The organism is Pseudomonas sp. 1 R 17 (genome assembly GCF_900067035.1).
GTDB lineage: Bacteria > Pseudomonadota > Gammaproteobacteria > Pseudomonadales > Pseudomonadaceae > Aquipseudomonas > Aquipseudomonas marginalis.
Map to the genome: position 1 here is coordinate 103,531 of NZ_FKLB01000058.1, position 19,362 is coordinate 122,892.

A 19,362-nucleotide genomic window follows, 5' to 3' on the forward strand; every position below is an offset into this window, starting at 1 on the left:
GGCCCAGGACGGCTAACCCGGCGTCCTGCCGGGTTACCCACGGATTCAAGCCTGCGTTCGGCCAGCGTGTTTGACGGGGCGCCTGAGATCAAGATCAAAAGCAGAGCCAGAGCAACAGCCAGAGCAACAGCAACAGCAACAGCAACAGCAACAGCAACAGCAACAGCAACAGCAACGCGATCCGTTGTGTAGCCCCCCACACCCCAAGCAACCACATGCGGCGTCATGCCACGGGCGAATGTTGATCGCGGTCAAGGGATAACTTCGTGGTAGTTCCCACACTGTGGCGAACTTTCTGGAGGACTGCGCCATGCCCCTGTCTCTTGCGCAATTGCGCCGCAACTACACCCTTTATGGCCTGCGTGATGACTTGGTGCAGGACGATCCCCTGGTGCTGTTCGGTCAGTGGCTGGATCAGGCGCGCAAAACCGAGGTGCCTCCGGCGGAGGCCAATAGCATGGCGCTGGCCACCGTGGACAGCCAGGGCCATGCGCATTGCCGCATCTTGCTGCTCAAGGGTTTCAGCGCCGAGGGTTTTTTCTTTTTCGGCCATTACCAGAGTGCCAAGGGCCAGGAGTTGGCGAGCAACCCTCATGCGGCCATGACGTTTTTCTGGCCGGGGCTGGAGCGTCAGGTGCGTATCGAAGGCCCGGTGGTGCGGGCGGATGCGCAGTTGTCGGACGATTATTTCGATGCGCGTCCGGCCGCCAGCCAGTTGGGCGCCTGGGCGTCGCCGCAAAGCCAGCCCCTTGGCCATCGCAGCGAGCTGGAAAGCCGCTTGCGAGAGGTCACCGAGCGTTTCGCCGGGCAGCAACCGCCACGCCCCGAGCATTGGGGCGGCTACCGCCTGCAGCCGCAGCGCATCGAGTTCTGGCAGGGCCGGCCCGACCGTCTGCATGACCGTCTTGACTACCGCCTGCACGCGGGCATTTGGCAGCGCACGCGCCTGGCCCCCTGAACGAGATACCTCCTTGGAGGAATAGGCCCTGCGCCCGTTGCGGCGCAGGCTGACGGCAACTTTCTTGACGCCTGGAGCCTTGATCATGGCCCATTTGAAACAACGCAATTTCGTGCCCCTGAACATCGCCGTGCTGACCATCAGTGACACCCGTACCCTCGACACCGACACCTCCGGCCAGACCCTGGTGGACCGCCTCGAAAGTGCCGGGCATGTGCTCATCGACCGTGGCCTGGTGATCGACGATATCTACCAGATTCGTGCGCAAGTCTCCCTATGGATCGCCGATCCCGAGGTGCAAGTAGTGCTGATGACCGGCGGTACCGGTTTCACCGCCCGTGACAACACGCCCCAGGCGGTGTTGCCGTTGCTGGACAAACATGTCGAAGGCTTCGGTGAGCTGTTCCGCCAGGTGTCCCTGGCCGAGATCGGCACTTCCACCGTGCAGTCCCGCGCGTTGGCCGGCATCAGCAACGGCGTGCTGGTGTGCTGCATGCCGGGCTCGCCGGGGGCGTGTCGCACCGGCTGGGACCAGATCCTGGCGGGGCAGTTGGACAGCCGCACCGGCCCGTGCAACTTCGTGCCGCACCTCAAGCCCCAGCCTGAGCAAACCCTGCAAGCCTGCGAGTCGCGTTCATGAGTGTCTCGGTGTGTGACAGCGGCCACCTGATGCCGGTGGACGAAGCCATCGCCACGCTGCTGGCCCAGGCGCCGCCGCCGCCGAGCAGCCAGGTGATTGGCCTGGAGCAGGCGCTGGGGCGGGTGGTCGCTGAAGAGCTGTTCTCGCCCCTGGATTTGCCCGGTTTCGACAACAGCGCCATGGACGGCTACGCCCTGCGCGCCGAGGACGTGCCGGCCGAAGGCGGCTACCTGATGCTCGCCGGGCGCATTGCGGCGGGGCAGCACAGCAAGGTGAGCGTGCAGGCCGGGCAGGCCGTGCGCATCTTTACCGGTGCGCCGCTACCGCCTGGCGCTGACACGGTGGTGGCCCAGGAGCGTTGCCGCCTGTACGGCCAGCGCATCTGGTGCCCGCCGGTACGTCTCGGCGAGCACGTGCGCAAGCAGGGTGAAGAGCTGCAGCGCGGGCAGACCCTGATCGCCGTCGGCAAGCGCCTGCGCGCCCAGGATATCGGCTTGCTCGCCTCGGCGGGCATTCCTCGGTTGAAAGTCTATCGCCCGTTGCGGGTGTGCCTGCTCAGCAGCGGCAACGAGTTGCGTGATCCGGGCGAGGCGCTGGTGCCGGGGCAGATCTACAACAGCAACCGCTATGCCCTGGCCGCGTTGTTGCGTGGCTGGGGCGTGGACGTGCACGACTACGGGGTGATGGCCGATGAGTTGGCCGCCAGCCGTGATGCCCTGGCCCTGGCCTCGTCCGAATGCGACCTGTTGCTGACCTCGGCGGGTGTGTCGGTGGGGGAGGAGGACCATCTCAAGCAGGCCATCGAAGCGCTCGGTCGCGTGGACTTCTGGCGCCTGGCGATCCAGCCCGGCAAACCCCTGGCATTTGGCGAAGTGGCGGGCAAGCCGTGGCTGGGCCTGCCCGGTAACCCGTCGGCGGCGCTGATCACCGCGCTGGTGGTGGTGCGTCCGTTCCTGCTGCGCGCCCAAGGGGTGGAGCGGGTGTTGCCGGTGCCGATCCAGGTGCCGGCCGCGTTCGAATGGCTCAAGCCCAACAAGCGCCGCCAGTACCTGCGTGCACGCCTGAGCCCTGGCGAGGACGGGCAATTGCGCGCCGTGCTGCACCCCCAGCAAAGCTCGGCGATGCTCACCGCCGCCTGTTGGGCCGATGGCCTGGTGATCGTCGAGCGTGAGCATCAGGTGCTCAAGGATGAACCGGTGCCGTTTGTGTCTTTCGCTGAATTTCTCTGAGGAGCCCCCATGCAACTGGTCTGCCCGGCAGGCAACCTGCCTGCGCTTAAAGCCGCTGTGCGTCAAGGCGCCGATGCGGTGTATGTCGGTTTTCGCGATGACACCAATGCCCGGCACTTTGCCGGGTTGAACATGGACGACAAACAGTTCGACGGTGCCGTCGCCTTTATTCGCCAGCACCAGCGCAAGCTGTACGTGGCGGTCAACACCTACCCGCAACCGAAGATCTGGGCGCGCTGGCAACGCGCCGTCGACCGCGCGGCGGACCACGGCGTGGACGCCCTGATCGCCGCCGACCCCGGCGTGCTCGACTACGCCAGCCGCCAGCATCCGCACATGGCCTTGCACCTCTCGGTACAGGGCTCGGCCACCCACGCGGCGGCGCTGAAGTTCTATGCCGAACGCTATGGCATTCGCCGCGCGGTATTGCCCCGTGTGCTGTCCCTGGCCCAGGTCAAGCAGGTGGCTGCGAGCAGCCCGGTGCCCATCGAAGTGTTCGGTTTTGGCAGCCTGTGCATCATGGCCGAGGGGCGTTGCCACCTGTCTTCCTATATCACCGGCGAGTCGCCGAACCTGTGCGGCGTGTGCTCGCCGGCCAAGGCGGTGCGCTGGAGCGAAGATGCCGAGGGCTTGAGTGCGCGCCTGAGCGAAGTACTGATCGACCGCTATACCGCCGACGAACCCGCCGGTTACCCGACCCTGTGCAAGGGCCGCTTCCTGGTCGGCGGCAAACGCTTCCATGCCCTCGAAGAACCCACCAGCCTCGACACCCTCGACCTGCTGCCGGAGCTCAGCGCCATCGGCGTCGAAGCGGTCAAGATCGAAGGCCGCCAACGCAGCCCGGCGTATGTGGAACAAGTCACCCGGGTCTGGCGCGCCGCGCTCGACGCCCACCGCAGCGCACCGGCCAGCTTTGTGGTCAAGGACCAATGGCGCCAGGTGCTGGCCGGGTTATCCGAAGGCAGCCAGACCACACTCGGCGCCTACCATCGTGCATGGCAGTGAGGAGACACAGATGAAACTCAGCCTGGGACCGGTGCTGTTTTATTGGGATAAGGAACACCTGGGGCGCTTCTACTCGGACATGGCCGGCTTGCCCCTGGACGTGATTTACCTGGGCGAAACCGTGTGTGCCAAGCGCCGCGCGTTTTCCCTGGACCGTTGGTTGGGCCTGGGGCGGGAGCTGCAGACCTGCAGCCCGGCGCAGATCGTGTTGTCGAGCCTGACCTTGATCGAAGCCGCCTCCGAACTGTCGAGCCTGCGCCGCCTGTGCGACAACGGCGAGTGGCTGGTGGAGGCCAACGACATGGGCGCGGTGCAGATGCTGATCGAACGCAAATTGCCCTTTGTCGGCGGCCCGGCGCTCAACCTCTACAACGGTCACGCCCTGGTGCAACTGCTCGACGCCGGCATGCAGCGCTGGGTGCCGCCGGTGGAGTGCTCCCAGGGCTTGATCGCCGACGTGCTGGAACAGGTGCGCGAATTGGGCCGGCCATTGCCCGACGTGGAGATCTTCGCCTACGGCCATTTGCCCCTGGCCTACTCGGCGCGTTGCTTCACCGCCCGCGCGGAAAACCGCCCCAAGGACGATTGCCAGTTCTGCTGCATCAACTACCCCGACGGCATGCCACTGACCAGCCAGGAAGGGCAGGCGCTGTTCACCTTGAATGGCATCCAGACCATGTCCGCCGACGTTACCAACCTGCTGGCCGATTACCCCGGCCTGGTGTCCAGCGGTGCCGATCTGTTGCGCCTGAGCCCACGGGCCGAGGGCATGGTCGAGGTGGTGCGTGCCTACGACCAGGTACGCCAGGGCGCTACGCCGCCGCTGTATGTCGAAGGCTGCAACGGCTACTGGCACGGCCAGGCGGGCATGTTGCGGGTTGAGGAGGTGGGCCTGTGCTGAGTCGTAAACCATGGCTGCTCAAGGGTGCCGACCGGTTGTTGCCATTGATTCGCCGTGTGCCGTTTGGCGTACAGCGCCTGGTCTTGCAGCAGGCCCTCAACCGCTGCCTGGCCGAACCCCTGCGCGACGGCGGGTTTGACCTGCTGCGCGGGCGTTGGCTGTGTTTGCGTATTCCTGACCTGGGGTTGTGCTGGTACCTGACCCTGGGGCGGGATGGGTTGCGGATTGCGCAAAAGGCTGAGGCGCAGGTCAGCATCAGTGGTAATTGGCGGGAGTTTCTGTTGCTGGCCAGCCGCCAGGAAGATCCGGATACGCTGTTCTTTCGCCGCCGATTGGTGATTGAGGGGGATACGGAATTGGGGTTGGGGTTGAAGAATCTGATCGACAGTTTGGACCCGGATGTGTTGCCGCCTTGGTTGTGGCGGAATCTGGAGCGGGCGGGGCGAGCGTCAGCGGGCCATAGCGGGCACTGATCAGCCGGCCTGATAGCCCATCAACTGTTCTTCGCAGAGGATTCGAATGGTGCGCCGCTGCACCTCGATCAACCCGCCTTCCACCAGCCGGTGCAGGATCCTTGAAAAGGTCTCCGGCTGGATCCCCAGCTTCGACGCCACCAGGCGCTTGGGCACTTGCAGCACCACCTCGCCACTCAGCGCATCGCGCTCCTGGAACAGGAAGTTGATCACCCGACGGCTGGCGTTGGCCAGGGTCAGGGTGTCGATGTCCTTGAGGCGCTGATGCAGGTGGATGCTCATGCTGGCCAGGATCGCCAGGCAGATTTTCGGCTGGTCCTCCAGGGCCCGGCGGTAGTGCTGGCCTTCGATGCTGACCAGCACGCTGTCCTTGAGCGCGGTGGCGCTCACCGGATAGGCCTTGGCCTGGGTGAACAGCAGCGCTTCGGCAAAGGTCTGGCCGGGCTGGATGACTTCCACCAGATGTTCCTGGCCTTCACCCGTGACCCGGTGCAGCTTGATCTGGCCGCTGACCAGCAGGAAAAAACGCTCGGCCGCGTCGCCCTGATGCATCAAGGGCGCATGGCCGGGCAGGCGCTTGAGATTGGCCAGGGTGCAGACGTCCTGGAAGGTTTTTTCCGGGAGCTGGCTGAACAGGTGATGGCGACGCAGGGTGAGCACGATGTGGGGATGGGTGAGCATGGTTGGGCCTCCGCAATGGGCTAGCGTAGAGGGCTTGGGGCGGGGTTGATATGCCTCTGTGGGGGTACCTCTTGCGGGGTTTGTGTAAACGATGTCTACGGTTCTACACCCCGATGAGCAAGGGTATCTACACAACTTTTCAGACCCAGACAAATCTCCCTGTGGTGAGCGGGCTTGTCCCGCGCTGGGCTGCGTAGCGGCCCCAAAACCAGTGTCTACAGAGTGTCTGATACACCGCATTCTTCTGGACTGGGGCTGCTACGCAGCCCAGCGCGGGACAAGCCCGCTCACCACAACAGCCCTATCTGCCGCGCGTTCAGCGTTAAACAGCCTCACCCCGCCTGCCGCAAATGCTCCATCGCCCAAACCGCCGCTTCCACCCGCGACCGCAACCCCAGCTTATGCAGCAAATTCTTCACATGCACCTTCACCGTGCCCTCGGTAATCCCCAGCTTATGCCCGATCACCTTGTTGCTGTGCCCACTGGCAATCGTCCTCAGCACCTGGCGTTCGCGCTCGGTCAATTCCACTGCCCCATGGGGCTGCGGCGAGCGCAGGGCCTGGGCCAGTACGCGGGTCAGGCCGGGGCTGATCACCAACGCGCCATGCAACGCATCACGGATGTACTGGATCAACAACTCCGGCTCCATGTCCTTGAGCAGATAGCCATTGGCATCCAGGCGCAACGCATCACGAATATCGTCTTCAGCGTCGGACACGGTAAACAGCAACACCTTGCCGCCATAGTTCATGGCGCGCAGGCGGCGCAGGGTTTCGAGGCCGTTCATGTGCGGCATGTTGTTGTCCAGCAGCACCAGGTCCGGTTGCAGGGTGTCGATCTTGTCCAGGGCTTCCTGGCCGTTGCCGGCTTCGCCGACCACTTGCAGGTCGTCTTCCAGTTCAAGCATCTGGCGCATGCCGTGGCGCATCATCGGGTGATCGTCGACCAGCAGGATACGGTGGCGGGTGAGGGTGTTCATGAGGCGGTGCCTTGTAGGGAGTGGCCGAGAAATTCCGGTTGGAAACGCAATTGCACGCGGGTGCCCTGGGGCTCGCGGGGGCTGATGTCGAGGCGGCCATGCAGGCTGCGGGCGCGCTCGTCCATGATGGTCAGGCCGTGGTGTTCGCGGGTGTCGACCTCACCGCAGAAGCCCCGGCCGTCGTCCTCGATGCTCAGGCTCACGGTCTCGCCTTCCTGGCGCAGTTGCAGCCAGGCGTTTTGCGCATGGGCATGGCGCAGGCAATTGGACAGGGCCTCGCGGGTGACCTGCAACAAGTGGATCTGTTCGCTGGCCGACAGTTGGAAGGCCAGGGCGTCCACATGCAGGTGCACCTGGAACTCGCCACGCCGCGAGAACTCTTCGGCGGTCTCCTGCAGTTCCTGCACCAGCCCGGCATCGTGGATTTGCAGGCGGAATGTGGTGAGCAATTCGCGCAGTTGGCGGTAGGCGTTGTTCAGGCCATCGCGCAGTTCGGCGGTGACGGTGGCCAGGGTTTCCACCGGTTCGCCACGGCGGATCAGGGTTTGCATGCGGCTGACTTGCAGCTTCATGTACGACAGCGCCTGGGCCAGGGAATCGTGCAGTTCGCGGGCGATGATGGTGCGTTCGTCGAGTAGCAGCAGGCGGTGGTCCTGTTCACGCTGGCGCTTGAGCGACAGCGAGGTGCCGATCAGGTTGGCCAGGGCCTGGATCAGTTGTTTTTCCCAATCCTGGGGGGGATGGCCATCGTCGAAGTGGGCCTTGAGTTCGCCCAGTTCCGAGCCCTGGTTGCTGATGCTGAATACCTGGGGGAGCGCCACTTTCTGTTTTTGGCACGTCGCGCAATCACCGATGGCGCAGACGTTGCGGCTATCCCCTCCATTCAGGGAGAGCATCTGCTGGGCCGGCGCCAGGAAGTGCCCTTGCAGGCACAGCGACAGGCGCAACCCCGGCAGGCGTTTCTGGAAGCGCCGGATCAGTTCATCCAGGCCCTCGGCGTTCGCCAGGCGCGTGGCCAGGCTGCGGCTGCTCTGGTAAAGCAGCTCCAGGGCGGCGTTGGCTTGTTGCAGGTTGAGGGTTTTCTGCCGCACCTGGCTCTCGAGGGTGCGGTGGGAGTGTTCAATGGTCTCGGCCATGGCGTTGAAGCTCAGGGCGAGTTGCCCCAACTCGTCTTCGGAGCGGTGATTGACCCGGGTCTTGAAGTCACCATCACGAAAGCGCCGGGTCGCGTGCACCAGTTCTTCCAGGGGGTTGACCACGCCGTACTGCAATTCGTACAGGCCGATCAGCAGGATGATCAGCGTGCTGAACAGTGCCAGGCCCTGGATGCCTTGCTGCCAGCCCTGTTTCTGTTCGCTGTGTTGTTGCAGGAGGCTGACGAATTGGTTCAGTTGCTCGACGAACTCCGGTGCGCTGGCCTGGAACAGCACCGCGTCGCCACGGGCCAGCGCCGGGCGCAGATCGGTGTCCCAGCGCTGCTGGATCTGTTGGTAGCTCTGCAGCAGGGCGCTGCGCGGGCCGTCTTCGAGCACCGCCTTGAGCGATTGGCTGTCGAGGCGCCCTTGCAGGCTGTGGGTGATGGCGTCGATCTCGTCGGCAGGGGCCCCGGCGGCGAGTTTCCAGCTGAGGTGGTAGGTCTCCATGCGCACCGAGCCGGCGGTGTTGATGGCGGCCGCGTCGCCCTGGCTGAACCAGGCGATCAAGCCGGCGCTCAAGGAGCTGGCGAGGGCGAGAATGGCGATCAGGATTACCGCCAGGCCGGCGCGAGCGGGCAGGGAGCTGCGCAGCCAGTTAAACATGGCGGCGTGATCGAAGGGGGTTGAGAGCCTGCATGGCGGCACCTGCAAAGGGAAAAGGGCTGAAAAACCGCAATCCCTGGCGCACTACCTCTAAAGAGTTGCCGGCCAACCCTCCCACGGGAAAACGCCGGCACAAGAGACCAATCCATTGATAAATAAAGACTTTCTCTTGTTGTTAGGACTACCTCCTTAGAGGTATGTGGGGCCAGCATAGCCCCATACCCCCCAGGCGGACGTTGACCTGGGTCAAGTTCCACGGGGGTGTCGCCCCTAACCTGCGCCCATGGAATCACTTTCTGGAGCGCATACCGTGACTCAACCCCGTATGAGACAAGGCCTGGTGCTGGGCATGAGCACACTCGCCTTCACCGTCTGCTTTATGGTGTGGATGATGTTCGCCGTGTTGGGCGTACCCATCAAAGAGCTGCTGCAACTCAACGAAACCCAGTTCGGCCTGTTGGCCGCCACGCCGGTGTTGACCGGCTCCCTGGTACGCCTGCCCCTGGGCCTGCTGACTGACCGCTTCGGCGGGCGCATCGTGTTCTTCCTGTTGATGCTCGCCTGTGTGCTGCCGCTGTACCTGATCACCTACGCCACCGCCTATTGGCAGTTCCTGGTGCTGGGCCTGTTCGTCGGCCTGGCCGGCGGTTCGTTTTCGGTGGGCATCGCCTACGTCGCCAAGTGGTTCGACAAAGAGAACCAGGGCTTTGCCATGGGCGTGTTCGGCGCCGGCAACGCGGGCGCCGCCGTCACCAAGTTTCTGGCCCCGGCGCTGATCGCCCTCGGCACCTGGCACCTGGTGCCCAAGGTGTTCGGCGCGATCCTGTTTATCACCGCGCTGCTGTTCTGGTTCCTCACCAGCGAGAACAAGACCCACCGCAGTGGCGGCGGCGCCAGCCTGCGCCAGCAGTTGCTGTGCCTGAAAGACCCGGCCGTGTGGCGCTACTGCCAGTACTACTCGATTGTATTCGGCGGCTATGTGGCCCTGGCGCTGTGGATGACCAAGTACTACGTGCAGGAATACGGCTTCAGCCTGCAAAGCGCCGCGCTGCTGGCCGCGTGTTTCTCCCTGCCCGGCGGCGTGCTGCGTGCGGTGGGCGGCTGGATGTCCGACCGCTGGGGCGCCCAGAGCGTGACCTGGTGGGTGCTGTGGGTGAGCTGGATCTGCCTGTTCCTGCTCAGCTACCCGCAGACCCAATTGCAGGTGCAGACCGTCAACGGTCCCCTGGATTTCCATATCGGCCTCAACGCCACCCTGTTCACCGTGCTGTTGTTTGTGATGGGCATCGCCTTCGCGTTCGGCAAGGCCTCGGTGTTTAAGTACATCGCCAATGACTACCCACAGAACATGGGCGCGGTGTCCGGCATCGTCGGCCTGGCCGGTGGCCTGGGCGGCTTTGTGCTGCCGATCCTGTTTGGCGCCCTGGTGGACCTCACCGGCGTGCGCTCGTCCTGCTTCATGTTGATGTACGGCGTGGTCTGGGTGTCCCTGACCTGGATGTACTTCAGCGAAATGCGCAAGCAACCGCTGTTGGGCAAAACCGCCCAACCTCTCCAAGGAGAATGAACATGTCCATCGCGCAAAAGCCCGGCTCGGGGCCGGTGATCCACGACTGGCGCCCTGAAGACCCGGCGTTCTGGGGCGCCAGCGGCAAGAAGACCGCGACCCGCAACCTGTGGATCTCGATTCCCGCGCTGTTGCTGGCCTTCGCCGTGTGGATGGTGTGGAGCACGGTGATCGTGCGCCTGAACGCCATCGGCTTTACGTTCACCACCGACCAGCTGTTCTGGCTGGCGGCGTTGCCGGGCCTGTCCGGTGCCACCTTGCGGGTGTTCTACTCGTTCATGGTGCCGATCTTCGGCGGCCGCCGCTGGACCGCCCTGAGCACCGCGTCGCTGCTGCTGCCGTCGCTGTGGATGGGCTTTGCGGTGCAAGACCCCAACACCCCCTACAGCGTGTTTGTACTGATCGCGCTGCTGTGCGGTTTCGGCGGCGGCAACTTCGCCTCGAGCATGTCCAACATCAGCTTCTTCTACCCCAAGTCGCAGCAAGGCACGGCCCTGGGCCTGAACGCCGGCCTCGGCAACCTGGGGGTGTCGGTGATGCAGTTCTGCGTGCCGCTGGTGATCACGTTCGGCGTGTTCGGCCTGGTGGGCGGTCAACCGCAGACCTTGGCGGATGGCAGTCAACTCTGGCTGCAGAACGCCGGTTTCATCTGGGTGCCGTTTATCCTCACCGTCACCGTGGCGGCCTGGTTCGGCATGAATGACCTGTCCAGCGCCCGCGCTTCGTTCAGCGAGCAGGCGGTGATCTTCAAGCGCAAGCACAACTGGCTGATGTGCTGGTTGTACCTGGCCACCTTCGGCTCATTCATCGGCTTTTCGGCGGCGTTCCCGCTGCTGATCAAGACCTCGTTCCCCGATGTGGTGGCGCTGAAATTCGCCTTCCTCGGCCCGCTGGTCGGTGCCCTGGTGCGCCCACTCGGCGGCTGGCTGGCGGACAAGCTGGGCGGCGCACGGGTGACCTTGTGGAACTTCGTGCTGATGATCGTGATGGTGTTCGGCGTGCTGCACTTTTTGCCGCAGAACGGGCAGGGCGGCAGCTTCTACGGTTTCCTCGGCATGTTCATGCTGCTGTTCATCACCACCGGCGTCGGCAACGGCTCCACCTTTCGCATGATCCCGGTGATCTTCCGCACCCAGCACGAGAAGGCCAGTGCCGGTAAATCCGCCGCCGATCGCGAGCAGGCGATCAAGGATGCCGGCAAGGAATCCGCCGCCGTGCTGGGCTTCAGCTCGGCCATGGGTGCCTTCGGTGCGTTCTTCATTCCCAAGTCCTTCGGCACATCCATGGCCGCCACCGGCAGCCCGGCGATGGCCTTCTACATGTTTGTCGGTTTCTACCTGAGCTGCATTGTCGTGACCTGGTGGTGGTACGCCCGCAAAGGCTGCGCCACACCCTGCTGATCGACCACGAATTCGCGGGGCAACGCACCCCACGGCACGCCTGATGAGGAAAGCATCATGAGTCACTTACTGGATCAACTGCGGTTCTTCAACCGCAAGCAAAACGAATTCTCCGACGGTCACGGCGAGACCCGTAAGGAGTCCCGCGACTGGGAGAACGTCTACCGCTCGCGCTGGCAGTACGACAAGATCGTGCGCTCCACCCACGGCGTTAACTGCACCGGCTCGTGCTCGTGGAAGATCTACGTGAAGAACGGCCTGATCACCTGGGAAACCCAGCAGACCGACTACCCGCGCACCCGCAACGACCTGCCCAACCATGAGCCACGCGGCTGCCCACGGGGTGCCAGCTACAGCTGGTACATCTACAGCGCCAACCGCCTCAAGTACCCGAAGATCCGCAAGCCGCTGCTCAAGCTGTGGCGTGACGCGCGCCAGACCCTGTCGCCGGTGGAGGCGTGGGCGAGCATCGTCGAGGACAAGGTCAAGGCCGACTCGTACAAGAGCAAGCGCGGCATGGGCGGTTTCATTCGCTCGAACTGGGAAGAGGTCAACGAGATCATCGCCGCCTCCAACGTCTACACCATCAAGCAATACGGCCCGGACCGCATCGTCGGCTTCTCGCCGATCCCGGCCATGTCCATGGTCAGCTACGCGGCGGGTTCGCGTTACCTGTCGCTGATCGGCGGCGTGTGCCTGAGCTTCTACGATTGGTACTGCGACCTGCCACCGGCCTCGCCGATGGTGTGGGGCGAGCAGACCGACGTGCCCGAATCGGCCGACTGGTACAACTCCAACTACATCATCGCCTGGGGTTCCAACGTTCCGCAGACCCGCACCCCGGACGCGCACTTCTTCACCGAGGTGCGCTACAAGGGCACCAAGACCGTGGCCATCACCCCCGACTACTCGGAAGTAGCCAAGCTCACCGACCTGTGGCTCAACCCCAAGCAGGGCACCGACGCCGCGTTGGCCCAGGCCTTCAACCATGTGATCTTCAAGGAATTTCACCTGGATAAACCGAGCGCCTACTTCACCGACTACGCCAAGCGCTTTACCGACTTGCCGGTGCTGGTGATGCTCAAGCCGATGACCGGGTTCGCGCCCGGCGCCGGCTTCCAGCCCGACCGCTTCTTGCGCGCCTCGGACCTCACCGGCAACCTCGGCCAGGACAACAACCCGGAATGGAAAACCATCGCCCTCGACGAGAGCGGTGAACTGGTGTCGCCACAAGGCTCCATCGGCTACCGCTGGGGCGAGAAAGGCAAGTGGAACATCCTTGCCAAGGAGGGCGGTGAAGGCCGCGCCATCGACCTCAAGCTCAGCCTGATCGGTGACGACGTCGCCGAAGTGGCCTTCCCGTATTTTGCCGGCGAAGCCCACGAGCACTTCCAGCACGTGGCCGGCGATGCCGTGCAGTTCCGCCGCGTGCCGGTGCACAGCGTGACCCTGGCCGACGGCAGCGTGGCCAAAGTGGCGACGGTGTTCGACTTGTCCGCCGCCAACCTGGCCATCGACCGTGGCCTGGGCGGCCACAACGTGGCCAAGGACTACGACGACGCCAGCGTGCCGGGCACCCCTGCGTGGCAGGAAGCGATCACCGGCGTCAGCCGCGAGAAAGCCATCCAGATCGCCCGTGAGTTCGCCGACAACGCCGACAAGACCAAGGGCCGTTCGATGATCATCGTCGGCGCGGCGATGAACCACTGGTACCACATGGACATGAACTACCGCGGGCTGATCAATATGCTCATGCTCTGCGGTTGCGTCGGCCAGACCGGCGGCGGCTGGGCCCACTACGTCGGCCAGGAAAAACTGCGCCCGCAATGCGGCTGGCTGCCCCTGGCCTTCGGCCTCGACTGGAACCGCCCGCCACGCCAGATGAACGGCACCAGCTTCTTCTACGGCCACAGCTCGCAATGGCGCCACGAGAAGATGAGCATGCACGACGTGCTCTCGCCCCTGGCCGACAAGTCGCAGTTCCCGGAACACGCCCTGGACTACAACATCCGCGCCGAACGCGCCGGCTGGTTGCCGAGTGCGCCACAGCTCAACACCAACCCGCTGCACATCTGCCGTGATGCGGCTGCCGCCGGCATGACGCCGAAAGACTACGTGGTCAAGTCCTGGCAGGACGGCAGCCTGCGCTTCGCCTGCGAACAGCCGGACAGCCCGGTGAACTTCCCGCGCAACATGTTTATCTGGCGCTCCAACCTGCTCGGTTCCTCGGGCAAGGGCCATGAGTACATGCTCAAGTACCTGTTGGGCACCAAGAACGGCGTGATGAACGAAGACATCGGCCACAGCACCGAATGCAAGCCCACCGAGGCCGAATGGGTCGAAGACGGCGCCATCGGCAAGCTCGACCTGGTGACCACCCTGGACTTCCGCATGTCCTCCACCTGCGTGTATTCCGACATCGTCTTGCCGACTGCCACCTGGTACGAAAAAGACGATATGAACACCTCGGACATGCACCCGTTCATCCACCCGTTGTCGGCGGCCATCGACCCGGCGTGGGAGTCGCGCTCCGACTGGGAAATCTACAAGGGCATCGCCAAGGCGTTCTCGGCCATGTCGGTCGGCCACCTGGGCGTGGAGCAAGACCTGGTCACCGTGCCGTTGATGCACGACAGCGTCGGCGAACTGGCCCAGCCGTTTGGCGGCACCGACTGGAAAAGCGCCGGTGTGACGCCGGTTCCTGGCAAGAACGCGCCGAACATGGCGGTGGTGGAGCGGGACTACCCGAACATCTACAAGCAGTTCTCGTCCCTGGGTCCGATGCTGGAAAAACTCGGCAACGGCGGCAAGGGCATCAACTGGAACACCGATGAAGAAGTCGAGTTCCTCGGCGAGCTGAACCATCACGAAAGCGCTGCGGGCATCAGCCACGGCCGGCCGAAAATCGACACGGCCATCGACGCCGCCGAAGTGATCCTGTCCCTGGCCCCGGAAACCAACGGCAAGGTCGCCTTGAAAGCCTGGGCCGCGCTGTCGGAATTCACCGGCATCGACCACAGCCACCTGGCGATCTCCAAGGCCCACGAAGCGATTCGCTTCCGCGACATCCAGGCGCAGCCGCGCAAGATCATCTCCAGCCCGACCTGGTCAGGCCTGGAAGACGAGCACGTGAGCTACAACGCCGGCTACACCAACGTGCATGAAAACATCCCATGGCGCACCATCACCGGCCGCCAGCAGTTCTACCAGGATCACCCGTGGATGCAGGCGTTCGGCGAGCAGTTGATGAGCTACCGGCCACCGGTCAACACCCGCACCATCGAAGGGGTGAAGGGCAAGCGCAGCAATGGCGAGACCGAGATTGTGCTGAACTGGATCACCCCGCACCAGAAGTGGGGCATCCACAGCACCTACAGCGACAACCTGCTGATGCTCACCCTGAGCCGTGGCGGACCGATCGTGTGGCTCTCGGAAATCGACGCCAAGCGTGCCGGCATCGAAGACAACGACTGGATCGAATGCTTCAACGTCAACGGTGCATTGACCGCCCGTGCGGTGGTCAGCCAGCGCGTCAAGGAAGGCATGGTGATGATGTACCACGCCCAGGAACGCATCGTGAACGTGCCGGGTTCGGAAACCACCAAGACCCGTGGCGGCCACCACAACTCGGTAACCCGCGTGGTGCTCAAGCCGACCCACATGATCGGCGGCTATGCCCAGCAGGCCTACGGTTTCAACTACTACGGCACGGTCGGTTGCAACCGCGATGAGTTTGTCGTGGTGCGCAAGATGGCCAAGGTCGACTGGCTCGATGGCTCCAGCGGCGATGATTTGCCGCGCCCATTGCCGACTGACATCGAGGAGAACTGAGATGAAAATTCGCTCACAGATCGGCATGGTCCTCAACCTGGACAAATGCATCGGCTGCCACACCTGTTCGATCACCTGCAAGAACGTGTGGACCAGCCGTGAAGGCATGGAATACGCCTGGTTCAACAACGTCGAGTCCAAGCCCGGCATCGGCTACCCCAAAGAGTGGGAAAACCAGGACAAGTGGAAGGGCGGCTGGGTGCGCAACGCCAACGGCTCGATCAACCCACGCATCGGCGGCAAGTTCCGTGTGTTGGCGAACATCTTTGCCAACCCCGACCTGCCGAGCCTGGACGACTACTACGAGCCGTTCGACTTCGACTATCAGCACCTGCACACCGCGCCATTGGGCGAGCACCAGCCGACCGCACGCCCGCGTTCGCTGGTGTCCGGCAAGCGCATGGAAAAGATCGAGTGGGGCCCGAACTGGGAGGAAATCCTCGGTACCGAATTCGCCAAGCGCCGCAAGGACAAAAACTTCGACCAGATCCAGGCCGACATTTATGGCGAGTACGAAAACACCTTCATGATGTACCTGCCGCGCCTGTGCGAGCACTGCCTCAACCCGGCGTGTGCGGCATCCTGCCCGAGCGGTGCGATCTACAAGCGTGAAGAAGACGGCATCGTGCTGATCGACCAGGAGAAGTGCCGGGGCTGGCGCATGTGCATCAGCGGCTGCCCGTACAAGAAAATCTACTTCAACTGGAAGAGCGGCAAGTCCGAGAAGTGCATCTTCTGCTACCCGCGTATCGAAGCCGGTATGCCGACCGTGTGCGCCGAAACCTGCGTGGGTCGGATTCGCTACCTCGGTGTGCTGCTGTACGACGCCGACCGCATCAGCGAAGTGGCCAGCACCGCCAACGAGCAGGACCTGTACGAGAAGCAACTGGAAATCTTCCTCGACCCGAATGACCCGGCGGTGATTCGTCAGGCCCTGGCCGATGGCGTGCCGCAGTCGGTGATCGACTCGGCCCAGCGTTCGCCGGTGTACAAAATGGCCGTCGACTGGAAGTTGGCACTGCCGCTGCACCCGGAATACCGCACCTTGCCGATGGTCTGGTACGTGCCGCCGCTGTCACCGATCCAGAACGCCGCCGCGGCCGGCACCGTGGGCATGAACGGGGTGATCCCGGATGTGGACAGCCTGCGTATTCCGCTGCGCTACTTGGCGAACATGCTCACCGCCGGCGATGAAAAACCGGTCAAGCGTGCACTCAAGCGCTTGTTGGCGATGCGCGCCTACAAACGCTCCCAGCAAGTCGATGGCGTACAGGACCTGCAAGTGCTCGAAGACGTCGGCCTGAGCGTGGAGCAGGTGGAAGAGATGTACCGCTACCTGGCCATCGCCAACTACGAAGACCGCTTCGTGGTACCGAGCGCCCACCGTGAAGACGCCATGAGCGACGCGTTCGCCGAACGCTCCGGCTGTGGTTTCAGCTTCGGCAGCGGTTGCAGCGGCAGCTCCGACACCAACATGTTCGGCGCCAAGAAAGCCAACCGCCGTGACGTGCTGAAAACCGTCCAGATCTGGGAGGACTGAGCCATGCGCATTCTTAAAGTGATTTCGTTGCTGCTGGACTACCCCACTGAAACCTTGGTGAACGGTCGCGATGAACTGGAGCAGGCGATTCTCGAATCCCGGGAAATCAGCCCCAAGCAGCGCGGTGCGTTGTTCGAGCTGCTGGAACTGATCTGCGCCAATGACCTGATGGACGGCCAGGAACACTACGGCGCGCTGTTTGGCCGGGGCCGTTCGCTGTCGCTGTTGTTGTTCGAACACGTGCACGGCGAGTCCCGCGACCGCGGCCAGGCCATGGTCGACATGATGGCCCAGTACGAAGAAGCCGGGTTTGCCATCGGCGTCAAGGAGCTGCCGGACTACATCCCGTTGTACCTGGAGTTCCTGTCCACCCGCGAAGACATCGAGGCCCGTGAGGGCCTGGCGGATGTGGCGCACCTGCTGGCCTTGCTCGCTGCGCGTCTGGACGAGCGTGAGAGCGGCTATGCCAGTTGCTTCCGTGCGTTGTTGCAGATTGCCGGCGCCGAGCCGCACCAGGCCGTGGCCGAACTGCGCGCCCAGGTCGCCGCCGAACCGCGGGACGACTCCCTCGAAGCCCTGGACAAAATCTGGGAAGAGGAGGCGGTGGACTTTATGCAGGCTGAGCAACAGGACCGCTGCGGCTCGATGCCAAGCGCCCCCGGCAAGGCCCGCGAAGAAAGCGCGGTGCCGTTGCATTGGGTGGATTTTCAGCAAGAAGGCCGGGCCGCAGCGCCCGCCGGGGAGGTGGGTAATGTCTAAGTGGAATTTGCTGGTATTCGGGGTGTACCCCTATGTGGCCCTGGCGATCTGCCTGTTGGGCAGTTGGGCGCGGTTCGACCTGTCGCAGTACACCTGGAAGGCCGGTTCCAGCCAGATGCTCAACAACCGGGGCATGCGCGTGGCGAGCAACTTTTTCCACATCGGCGTGCTGTTCGTGCTGGCCGGGCATTTTGTCGGCCTGCTGACCCCGGCGTCGGTTTACCACCATGTGATCAGCACTGAGAACAAGCAGTTGCTGGCGATGGTCTCGGGCGGCTTCTTCGGCCTGCTGTGCCTGGTGGGCCTGCTGATGCTGGTCAAGCGTCGCCTGGGCGATCCGCGCGTGCGGGCGACCTCGAGCCCGTCGGACATCCTGATCCTGTTGGTGCTGCTCGCGCAGTTGCTGCTGGGCTTGCTGACCATCGTCGCGTCCACCGGGCATATGGACGGCTCGGTGATGGTGATGCTCGCCGACTGGGCGCAGAACGTGGTGCTGTTGCGGCCGGTGGAAGCGGCCGAGTCGATTGCGCCGGTGTCGCTGATCTACAAGGCCCACGTGGCGCTGGGCTTGACCCTGTTTGTGCTGTTCCCGTTTACCCGCCTGGTGCACATGGTCAGCGCGCCGATCTGGTACCTGGGGCGTCGTTATCAAATCGTGCGGCAGAAGTACTGAGGAGAACGTCATGACTACAGGATGCGGATGTGGTGGCGGTAACGGCGGCAGCGGTGGTTGCGGCTCGTCGGCCAAGGAACCGGTGATGGCCCAGGCTTCTTTCGAGGAAATCAAGGCGCCGGAGTTAATCGCCAGCAGTGAACAGGAATGGCCGATCATCAGCGTCAACGGCGTGGCGGTCACGCCCGAGGCCATGGCCCTGGAGTTGCAATACCACCCGGCCGCCAGCCGCGAGGAAGCGGTGTACCTGGCCGCCCGCGCGCTGGTGATCCGCGAGCTGTTGCAACAGCGGATCGCCGAGCTGGGCCTGGCGGTGGAAATCGCCGCCGGCGAGAACGAAGAAGAAGCCGCCACGCGCCTGCTGCTGGAGCGTGAGGTGACGGTGCCCGACTGCGACGAAGCCACCTGCGTGCGCTACTTCGAGAACAACCGTGGGCGCTTTCACAGCGCGCCGTTGCTGGCGGTGCGGCACATCCTGCTCGAGTGCGCGCCGGACGACGCCGAGGCGCGCCACCTGGCGCACACCCAGGCTGAAGTCCTGCTGCTGAGCCTGGAAGAACATCCGGGCCAGTTTGCCGAACTGGCGCTCAAGTACTCGGCCTGCCCGTCCAAGGCCCAGGGCGGTTCGTTGGGCCAGGTGAGTAAGGGCCAGACCGTGCCCGAGCTGGAGCGCCAGCTGTTCACCCTGGCCCCAGGCCTGGCCGCCAAGCCGCTGGAGAGCCGTTATGGCTGGCACGTAATCAGCGTCGACCAGCGTATCGAAGGCCAGCCGCTGCCTTATGAAGCGGTCGCGGTCGCGATTCGCACCCAGTTGCAGCAAGGGGTGTGGCAGAAGGCATTGGTGCAGTACCTGCAAACCCTGATCGGCGCAGCGGACATCCTCGGCATCGCGCTGCAGGGTGCCGACTCACCGTTGGTGCAGTGAC

Annotated in this window: 17 protein-coding genes; 13 read left to right on the top strand and 4 right to left on the bottom strand. The window is 63.8% G+C overall.

What is annotated here, in order from left to right; translation table 11 throughout:
• Window positions 1-94: 94 nt before the first annotated feature.
• Window positions 95-217, bottom strand: a complete 123-nt coding sequence (locus BFP99_RS33725) for a hypothetical protein (RefSeq protein ID WP_256098196.1) — start codon at window positions 215-217, stop codon at window positions 95-97.
• Between the two features lie 93 nt (window positions 218-310).
• Between BFP99_RS33725 and pdxH the strand changes: the two genes are divergently transcribed.
• The 6 genes from pdxH to BFP99_RS21480 all read left to right on the top strand — a co-directional run bounded on the left by pdxH (window position 311) and on the right by BFP99_RS21480 (window position 5,206).
• Window positions 311-958 (top strand): pyridoxamine 5'-phosphate oxidase, encoded by a 648-nt coding sequence (pdxH, locus tag BFP99_RS21455; RefSeq protein WP_065948134.1) that lies wholly within the window; start codon window positions 311-313, stop codon window positions 956-958.
• Between the two features lie 85 nt (window positions 959-1,043).
• Window positions 1,044-1,598, top strand: a complete 555-nt coding sequence (gene moaB / locus BFP99_RS21460; RefSeq protein WP_065924644.1) for a molybdenum cofactor biosynthesis protein B — start codon at window positions 1,044-1,046, stop codon at window positions 1,596-1,598.
• Window positions 1,595-2,827 (top strand): molybdopterin molybdotransferase MoeA, encoded by a 1,233-nt coding sequence (gene glp / locus BFP99_RS21465; protein ID WP_065948135.1) that lies wholly within the window; start codon window positions 1,595-1,597, stop codon window positions 2,825-2,827. The genes moaB and glp overlap by 4 nt, the downstream gene beginning before the upstream one ends.
• 9 nt (window positions 2,828-2,836) lie before the next feature.
• The gene (locus BFP99_RS21470) at window positions 2,837-3,832 is read left to right on the top strand and encodes a ubiquinone anaerobic biosynthesis protein UbiU (protein ID WP_065948136.1); all 996 of its coding nucleotides are present in this window, start codon (window positions 2,837-2,839) and stop codon (window positions 3,830-3,832) included.
• 10 nt (window positions 3,833-3,842) lie between these two features.
• Window positions 3,843-4,733, top strand: a complete 891-nt coding sequence (locus BFP99_RS21475) for a U32 family peptidase (RefSeq protein WP_065948137.1) — start codon at window positions 3,843-3,845, stop codon at window positions 4,731-4,733.
• Window positions 4,727-5,206, top strand: coding sequence for a ubiquinone anaerobic biosynthesis accessory factor UbiT (locus BFP99_RS21480; protein WP_065924647.1), 480 nt, complete (start codon window positions 4,727-4,729; stop codon window positions 5,204-5,206). Before BFP99_RS21475 ends, BFP99_RS21480 begins: the two co-directional genes overlap by 7 nt.
• Here BFP99_RS21480 and BFP99_RS21485 read toward each other — a convergent pair whose 3' ends face one another.
• The 3 genes from BFP99_RS21485 to BFP99_RS21495 all read right to left on the bottom strand — a co-directional run bounded on the left by BFP99_RS21485 (window position 5,207) and on the right by BFP99_RS21495 (window position 8,666).
• The gene (locus tag BFP99_RS21485; protein WP_065924648.1) at window positions 5,207-5,887 is read right to left on the bottom strand and encodes a Crp/Fnr family transcriptional regulator; all 681 of its coding nucleotides are present in this window, start codon (window positions 5,885-5,887) and stop codon (window positions 5,207-5,209) included.
• 332 nt (window positions 5,888-6,219) lie between these two features.
• Window positions 6,220-6,867 carry a two-component system response regulator NarL gene (gene narL, locus BFP99_RS21490; protein ID WP_065948138.1) on the bottom strand — a complete coding sequence of 216 codons (648 nt, stop codon included), beginning with the start codon at window positions 6,865-6,867 and terminating at the stop codon, window positions 6,220-6,222.
• Complete coding sequence (locus tag BFP99_RS21495; protein WP_065948139.1) at window positions 6,864-8,666, bottom strand: HAMP domain-containing protein; 1,803 nt, start codon at window positions 8,664-8,666, stop codon at window positions 6,864-6,866. The genes narL and BFP99_RS21495 overlap by 4 nt, the downstream gene beginning before the upstream one ends.
• Window positions 8,667-8,976: 310 nt before the next feature.
• Between BFP99_RS21495 and BFP99_RS21500 the strand changes: the two genes are divergently transcribed.
• From BFP99_RS21500 to BFP99_RS21530, 7 genes are read left to right on the top strand one after another with little or no spacing between them, the layout of a single operon-like run.
• Complete coding sequence (locus BFP99_RS21500; protein ID WP_141690804.1) at window positions 8,977-10,233, top strand: MFS transporter; 1,257 nt, start codon at window positions 8,977-8,979, stop codon at window positions 10,231-10,233.
• Window positions 10,234-10,235: 2 nt separating this feature from the next.
• Entirely contained in the window at window positions 10,236-11,633 is a 1,398-nt protein-coding gene (locus BFP99_RS21505) for a NarK family nitrate/nitrite MFS transporter (protein ID WP_065948141.1), read from the top strand.
• 57 nt (window positions 11,634-11,690) lie between these two features.
• Window positions 11,691-15,464: a nitrate reductase subunit alpha gene (locus tag BFP99_RS21510; protein WP_065948142.1), complete on the top strand. Its 3,774-nt coding sequence runs from the start codon at window positions 11,691-11,693 to the stop codon at window positions 15,462-15,464.
• 1 nt (window position 15,465) lies between these two features.
• On the top strand, window positions 15,466-17,004 hold the full coding sequence (narH, locus tag BFP99_RS21515; protein ID WP_027607174.1) for a nitrate reductase subunit beta: 1,539 nt from the start codon (window positions 15,466-15,468) through the stop codon (window positions 17,002-17,004).
• Window positions 17,005-17,007: 3 nt separating this feature from the next.
• Complete coding sequence (gene narJ / locus BFP99_RS21520; protein WP_065948143.1) at window positions 17,008-17,763, top strand: nitrate reductase molybdenum cofactor assembly chaperone; 756 nt, start codon at window positions 17,008-17,010, stop codon at window positions 17,761-17,763.
• Window positions 17,756-18,436 (top strand): respiratory nitrate reductase subunit gamma, encoded by a 681-nt coding sequence (gene narI / locus BFP99_RS21525; protein ID WP_065948144.1) that lies wholly within the window; start codon window positions 17,756-17,758, stop codon window positions 18,434-18,436. Before narJ ends, narI begins: the two co-directional genes overlap by 8 nt.
• Window positions 18,437-18,446: 10 nt before the next feature.
• Window positions 18,447-19,361 (top strand): peptidylprolyl isomerase, encoded by a 915-nt coding sequence (locus BFP99_RS21530; protein ID WP_065948145.1) that lies wholly within the window; start codon window positions 18,447-18,449, stop codon window positions 19,359-19,361.
• Window position 19,362 lies beyond the last annotated feature (1 nt).

Excerpts from the sequence above, each read along its gene's own strand:
- narL (WP_065948138.1), bottom strand. The coding sequence starts at position 6,867 with ATGAACACCCTCACCCGCCACCGTATCCTGCTGGTCGACGATCACCCG.
- pdxH (WP_065948134.1), top strand. The coding sequence starts at position 311 with ATGCCCCTGTCTCTTGCGCAATTGCGCCGCAACTACACCCTTTATGGC.
- moaB (WP_065924644.1), top strand. The coding sequence starts at position 1,044 with ATGGCCCATTTGAAACAACGCAATTTCGTGCCCCTGAACATCGCCGTG.
- BFP99_RS33725 (WP_256098196.1), bottom strand. The coding sequence starts at position 217 with ATGTGGTTGCTTGGGGTGTGGGGGGCTACACAACGGATCGCGTTGCTG.
- narJ (WP_065948143.1), top strand. The coding sequence starts at position 17,008 with ATGCGCATTCTTAAAGTGATTTCGTTGCTGCTGGACTACCCCACTGAA.
- glp (WP_065948135.1), top strand. The coding sequence starts at position 1,595 with ATGAGTGTCTCGGTGTGTGACAGCGGCCACCTGATGCCGGTGGACGAA.
- BFP99_RS21485 (WP_065924648.1), bottom strand. The coding sequence starts at position 5,887 with ATGCTCACCCATCCCCACATCGTGCTCACCCTGCGTCGCCATCACCTG.
- narI (WP_065948144.1), top strand. The coding sequence starts at position 17,756 with ATGTCTAAGTGGAATTTGCTGGTATTCGGGGTGTACCCCTATGTGGCC.
- BFP99_RS21470 (WP_065948136.1), top strand. The coding sequence starts at position 2,837 with ATGCAACTGGTCTGCCCGGCAGGCAACCTGCCTGCGCTTAAAGCCGCT.
- BFP99_RS21530 (WP_065948145.1), top strand. The coding sequence starts at position 18,447 with ATGACTACAGGATGCGGATGTGGTGGCGGTAACGGCGGCAGCGGTGGT.
- BFP99_RS21510 (WP_065948142.1), top strand. The coding sequence starts at position 11,691 with ATGAGTCACTTACTGGATCAACTGCGGTTCTTCAACCGCAAGCAAAAC.
- BFP99_RS21475 (WP_065948137.1), top strand. The coding sequence starts at position 3,843 with ATGAAACTCAGCCTGGGACCGGTGCTGTTTTATTGGGATAAGGAACAC.
- BFP99_RS21505 (WP_065948141.1), top strand. The coding sequence starts at position 10,236 with ATGTCCATCGCGCAAAAGCCCGGCTCGGGGCCGGTGATCCACGACTGG.
- BFP99_RS21495 (WP_065948139.1), bottom strand. The coding sequence starts at position 8,666 with ATGTTTAACTGGCTGCGCAGCTCCCTGCCCGCTCGCGCCGGCCTGGCG.
- narH (WP_027607174.1), top strand. The coding sequence starts at position 15,466 with ATGAAAATTCGCTCACAGATCGGCATGGTCCTCAACCTGGACAAATGC.